At 66.6% G+C, this 434-nt stretch carries 1 protein-coding gene; it reads left to right on the top strand.

Annotation, left to right across the window (positions count from 1 at the left end):
* Nucleotides 1-434, top strand: a 434-nt coding sequence (locus I6F37_RS40655; RefSeq protein ID WP_225154468.1) for a hypothetical protein, incomplete at both ends; no start/stop codon positions are given.

Raw genomic sequence — 434 nt, 5'->3', positions numbered from 1 at the left:
GAGCAGCGGCGCATTTCCACCGGCTTCCACAATCCGGCCGCCTCAGCCGCCGCCCGGCCCGCCGTGGGGGCCGCCGCAGCCGCGGCCGGCGCCACCTTGGCCGAGAACCTCCAGGCGCAGATAAACCAATTCAACGCCTTGCAAGACCAAATCATGCTCTCCCCGGTCAACGACGACCTGGAAGACATCGCCATTGCCATCAGCGCCCTGCCGGCCAACATCGAGAATATTCGCGCCCGCGGCTACGTCTTCAAGAGCTTCCTCGAGCGCAAAGTGGAAACCCTCCACCGGCAGTGGACTGACATTCGCCCGCAAGTGCAGGCCGCCGTGCAGACCCAGTCCAATGCGCTGCGTATCGATGCCGCCAACGTCCAGGCCCAGCTCAACCGCCGCCAGCTCGCCACCGCCCCGCTGGCGTCGCTCGAGGGCAAAGT

Origin of the sequence: Bradyrhizobium sp. NBAIM08, assembly GCF_020193935.1 — a bacterium.
Classification (GTDB): Bacteria; Pseudomonadota; Alphaproteobacteria; order Rhizobiales; family Xanthobacteraceae; genus Bradyrhizobium; species Bradyrhizobium yuanmingense.
Note: the sequence above shows the minus strand (reverse complement) of the source record. Positions and strands in the feature narration are given on the sequence as shown.